The sequence below is a fragment of the Streptomyces lushanensis genome, assembly GCF_001700515.1.
Taxonomy (GTDB): domain Bacteria; phylum Actinomycetota; class Actinomycetes; order Streptomycetales; family Streptomycetaceae; genus Streptomyces; species Streptomyces lushanensis.
In genome coordinates this window covers 1-4583 of the sequence record NZ_MAUD01000509.1, presented here as the reverse complement: position 1 = coordinate 4583, position 4583 = coordinate 1, and the positions used below count along the sequence as shown (strand labels likewise).

Below are 4583 nucleotides of genomic sequence, written 5' to 3'. Positions count from 1 at the left end.
CGCCTGGAGCCGCGGCCGCGGGATGGAGCTGATGCACCGGGCCATGAGCTTCGCCGCGCTCGGCTTTCTGACGCTGGTGCCCCTGCTGGTCCTGGTCGCCGCGGCCGCGGCTCCAGGCGAGCCCGGCGGGCGAGGTGCTGATCCTGCTGTACACGCGCTCCAGCCGGTGCCGGTGTTCGGCCGCACCGAGACGCTTTCGGGTCATGTGTCGTCTACTACCCCGGCGGGCGCCACGCTCTGTCCAGGGCCCCCGGATGGGGGTGCCCTCCGGTCATCCGCGCTCCTCCAGCGCCCAGACCCGCTCGGCGCGCAGCGGACCGCCACGGGCCAGCACACTGCCGTGGTCGACGGCGAGCGGCGCGAGCTGTGAGGCGTAGCACTGCACCGCCGAGCGCTTGGCCGCCCACCGCTCGTCGGACAGATTCAGCTCGTACGCGACCCGGAGGACGAAACGGCTGTCGAGATCCTGGTAGGACACCCCGAAATCGACGTCCTTGGCGAGCGCGGCGTCCGTCCCGGGGGTGCCCCACTCCGGCAGATGACCGGTGTACGGCAGATCGGCGTAGACGAGGGGCAGCGGTCTGCCGAGAGCGGCGAGTACGCGCAGGGCCCGGTCGCGCACCTTCGCGTGGTCGGGCTGATTGGTGCTCAGCGGGATCAGCACCCGGGTCTCGGGAGCGAGGGCCGTGAGGAAGGTGTCGATCTCGTCGAGCGCGCCCCCGTCCTGGTAGGGACCGTCCGGATGTCCCAGCGGGACACACTCCGCGCCGAGCAGCGCGCAGGCACGCGCGTCCTCCGCCCGCCGCGCGTGATGCGCCTCGCCCGCCGAGGAGAAACCGCAGGTGCTGTCCCACCACGAGACGTCATGGCCGGGGGAGGGCGCGCCGCCATGGACGGTGACGACGGTGACCGGTGCGTCGAGCACCGGGATCAGTCCCGCGAGGGACAGCACGGCGTCGTCGAAGTGCGGGGAGAGGATCACGGTGGCGGGCGGGGCCGGTGTCGGCCGGGACGTGGTCATACGGGAGTACTCCTGTCGGTCATGGTGCTGAACTGCTGAGCCGGCGGTGCGCCGCCGGCCGCGGACCGCCCGCGAACCGCACGTCGCGCAGGGCGGCGTCCCACTGCGCGTCGTCGCCCTGCCACCGCCCGGGAGCGGCGGCCACGGTGCCCCAGCCGATGCCGGGGCCGAGCCTGTCCGAGTCCGGGGGCGGGGTGCGGCGCAGCCAGAGCAGATCGAAACGGTGCTCCGGGTGCGCCGTCGCGATGACCAGCCGCAGCCGGCGCAGATCGGCCGCGGCGAGTTCGTCGAAGGCGTCGTGATGGATGTGCAGCACCCGCGCCGAGGAAGCCGTGAGCGTGCGCCAGCGGTCGGCGAGCGCGGCGAACTTGACCCGGACGGAGCCGAGTTGGCCGTCGACGTCCTCAGCGCTGAGCGTGCTGCCCGAGGAGGGGCGGAAGTCGTGGAAGAAGCGGATGTCCGAGCCGCGGTCCAGCGCGCAGAGCCCGTCGCTGAACGGTTCGACCATGCCGGGCCGCAGGACGTTGGTGAAGTCGCAGGCGATGGTCTCCACGACGGACTCGAAGTCGAGATCGAGCCAGTCGAAGAAGTGCGCGCGGTCGTCGCCGGTGATACGGCGGATCTGATACGTGGATTCGCAGTGGTAGCCGAGACCGACGAGCCGGTCGTACATGTCTGCTCCCCCGGGAGGTCGGTCGGTCAGCCGGCCGTGCGCCGCAGCAGCAGTCCCACGCTGCCGCGTTTGCTGAGATAGGCCCGTCCCGCGCAGACGGTCTCGACCTGCGCAGGCACCAGCACGGTCTCCTCGTCCGCGCGCCAGAGCGTGGAGTGTTCGAGCCAGGGCCGCAGCCGGGAGACGAGCGCCTCGGGTTCGAGGGCGACGAACACCCGGTCCGTGGCGAGTCCGTCGAGCAGCGCGAGATCCTGGCCGTAGTAGAGCATTTCGATCAGCAGATGGGCCGCGGCGCGCGGCGGGCCGTCCTCCTTGGCCAGTTCGGCCAGATCGGCGCCGTCCACGGTGACCGTCCCGGAGCCGGCGAACGCGGCGGTGAGCCGGTCCCTGAACGCGGGATTGGGCTCGGTGGCCCGTACGGTGAAGCCCGCGGCGGTGAGCCGACGGGTCAGCGCGCCCTCACAGGCGCCCACCTCCACCACAGGGCCCTCGGCCCCGGCACAGTGTTCCCCTACCCAGGCCGCGGTGGCGTCCAGCCGCCGTTCCTCGTACGGCGAACTGCCGAACTCCCAGGGGTCCACGACGGACGCGGCCTCCTCGTCCAGGCTGGCCATCAGGGCGTAGAGCCGCTCACGCTCGACGGGGTCCGCGTCGAAGAAGCGCTCGGCGGCGGGGATGTGCGGCGTCTGTACGACATAGTCGGGATCCCGCTCGGCCAGCAGATGCCCGCACGAGCGGTTGACGAAGTCCAGCTTCGCGGCGATCAGGTGCCGCGCCAGCGGACGGTCGAGATCGCTGAGGAACTGGAGATACGGCGAGTAGCCGACGGCGTGGCGCAGTTCGGGTCCGTCGCCGGGACGGCCGGCGTGGGCGAGGGCGGTGTCGCGCCCGAGCCGTCCGCGGCTGCGCCGGGTGTCGGCCGGGGAGTGTGTCCATATCCGGACGGTCTCCCGGCTGCGACCGTCGTGGGCGTACGGCCCCTCCTGCCCGTCGCGCCAGGCTCCGGCCCGGGAGAGCAGACCGGCGAGGACCTCCGGGCCCGGTGCGGCGATGCCATCGGTCACGGGCCGGACATGGGACGCGAGCAGGGCGAGCCGCTCGGCCGTATCGGTTTCCGCGGCGAGTGTCAGCATCTCGGCGCGGTCGCCGAGGATCACCCTGACCTCACCGCCGCGGCCGTCGGTGAGTACGGACAGGAAGTCGAGGACGGCGTCCTCGGCCCGGAGTACGACAACGATATCGATCACGGCACTTCGGTCCTCGGTACGGAGCCGACGGAGGGAGCGGGACGGGGTGAGGCCGGTCGGGGGAGGGCTCGTGACGGGATGTCGGCTGGCAGGGACCCTAGCGGGCGCCCGGGTATGTGGTCCAGACCAATCGATGTGACGAGCGCTTGATTTCGGCCATCCCGTGAGTGCTTCCGTGCGCCGCCCTTGTGGGTGAAAGTGACTCCACGGCGCGTCGGGAAAGTGGCAAATCATATGACTTGACATGGAATTCCCGTATAAGCCCGGAGGTTCTCCCATGCCACTCGCCCCGATCGACCATCAGACGACCGGTTACCAGCTGTCGCACGCCTACTGGCTGGCCAAGGCCTCGGAGCTGGCCTACCGCGACCCGGCCGTCACCCGGGCCGCCTTGGCCGAATGGGGGTTCGACCGGTTCCGGCACTTCGAGTCACGCCACGCGATGCCGTTCCCGCTGGACGACACCCAGGCGTACACCGCCGCCAGTGACCGCATGATCATCACCGCGTTCCGCGGGACGACTCCCCATGAGATCCGCGACTGGCTGACCGACGGCAACACCCCGCCCGTGCCGGGGCCGAGCAACAAGGGTTTCGTCCACCACGGCTTCCACCAGGCGCTCGCCTCCGTCTACCCGGACGTACGCGACGCCGTCGAGGAGTTCCGCACCCGCGACCAGACCGTGTGGTTCACCGGACACAGCCTCGGCGGCGCGCTCGCCATGCTCGCCGGCACCCGGCTGTACTTCGAGGAGCCGAGGATCCTGGCCGACGGCATCTACACCTACGGCCAGCCCCGCACCTGTGACCGGCTGCTCGCCGCCGCGTACAACACCGCCCTCAAGAACCGTACGTACCGATTCGTCAACAACAACGACATCGTTCCGCAGGTCCCGCCGGCGCCGCTCTTCACGCACGTGGACACCGTCAAGTACTTCGACTCGCACGGCACGATCCATGACCGGCTGCCGTTCGTCGATGTCTTCAGGGACCGGGTGACGGGCCGTACGGCCGATCTGTTCGCGCCCGCCTCCGACGGCATCCGCGACCACTTCATGCCCGCCTATCTCGCGAACCTGGAGAAGAACCTGGTCTGAGGAGCGGTCGCCGACGTTCCGCGGGCCCCGCCCGCCGGGCGGGCGGGGCCCGCGGACCGGACCGGTTCAGCGGCGGGCGAGCCGGCGCTCACCGGCCGCGCCGGTCGCGTAGGGCAGCCCGTAGTGCGAGAAGACCTGCGGTTCGTCCTGGGCGAGCAGTTCTCCGTCGGTGTCGATGGAGGGGGCTTCCTTGGCGAGGTTCCTGTCCCAGGTGACCTTCAGATAGCCGGGACCGACCGTGGCGTCGCCCAGCGGGACGAAGACCAGACGCCGCCTGGTGGGCAGCCCGACGGTGACGGTGGCGAAGGACGGGGCGTCCGTCGCGGTGTCGACGTAGACGGCTTCGAGCGAGCCGATCTTCTTCTTGTCGGCGTCGACCACATCGTGGCCCCGCCACTCCCGGATGTCCTCGGCTTCGAACATGAGCGATCGCCTCTTTTCGGATATCCCCTCTCTCCCGGTCATTATCCCGCGAAAAGAGCAAGCCGCCCGGGGGCCCGTTCCGCAGTCGCCCCAGGCCCTGTTCCGCCCGCCCCGCGAAATACC

5 protein-coding genes and 1 pseudogene are annotated in these 4583 nt (G+C 70.8%); 2 read left to right on the top strand and 4 right to left on the bottom strand.

Translation table 11 applies throughout. The features are described from left to right. Nucleotides 1-106: pseudogene (locus BFF77_RS37350) on the top strand (ribonuclease BN); the annotation flags it as partial. Between the two features lie 165 nt (nt 107-271). Here the strand turns inward: BFF77_RS37350 and BFF77_RS30570 are convergent. The 3 genes from BFF77_RS30570 to BFF77_RS30560 are packed head-to-tail and all read right to left on the bottom strand — an operon-like array spanning nt 272 to nt 2941. Next, the gene (locus BFF77_RS30570) at nt 272-1021 is read right to left on the bottom strand and encodes a PIG-L deacetylase family protein (protein ID WP_066956524.1); all 750 of its coding nucleotides are present in this window, start codon (nt 1019-1021) and stop codon (nt 272-274) included. Nucleotides 1022-1040: 19 nt separating this feature from the next. Next, complete coding sequence (locus BFF77_RS30565) at nt 1041-1694, bottom strand: DUF1796 family putative cysteine peptidase (protein WP_066956522.1); 654 nt, start codon at nt 1692-1694, stop codon at nt 1041-1043. Nucleotides 1695-1720: 26 nt separating this feature from the next. After that, complete coding sequence (locus BFF77_RS30560) at nt 1721-2941, bottom strand: hypothetical protein (protein WP_066956519.1); 1221 nt, start codon at nt 2939-2941, stop codon at nt 1721-1723. Nucleotides 2942-3218: 277 nt separating this feature from the next. Between BFF77_RS30560 and BFF77_RS30555 the strand changes: the two genes are divergently transcribed. Next, the gene (locus BFF77_RS30555) at nt 3219-4037 is read left to right on the top strand and encodes a lipase family protein (RefSeq protein WP_066956516.1); all 819 of its coding nucleotides are present in this window, start codon (nt 3219-3221) and stop codon (nt 4035-4037) included. A gap of 66 nt (nt 4038-4103) precedes the next feature. Here the strand turns inward: BFF77_RS30555 and BFF77_RS30550 are convergent, their stop codons facing one another. Next, a complete protein-coding gene (locus BFF77_RS30550) occupies nt 4104-4460 on the bottom strand; it encodes a PRC-barrel domain-containing protein (RefSeq protein ID WP_066956511.1) in 357 nt (118 codons plus the stop codon). Nucleotides 4461-4583: the final 123 nt, after the last annotated feature.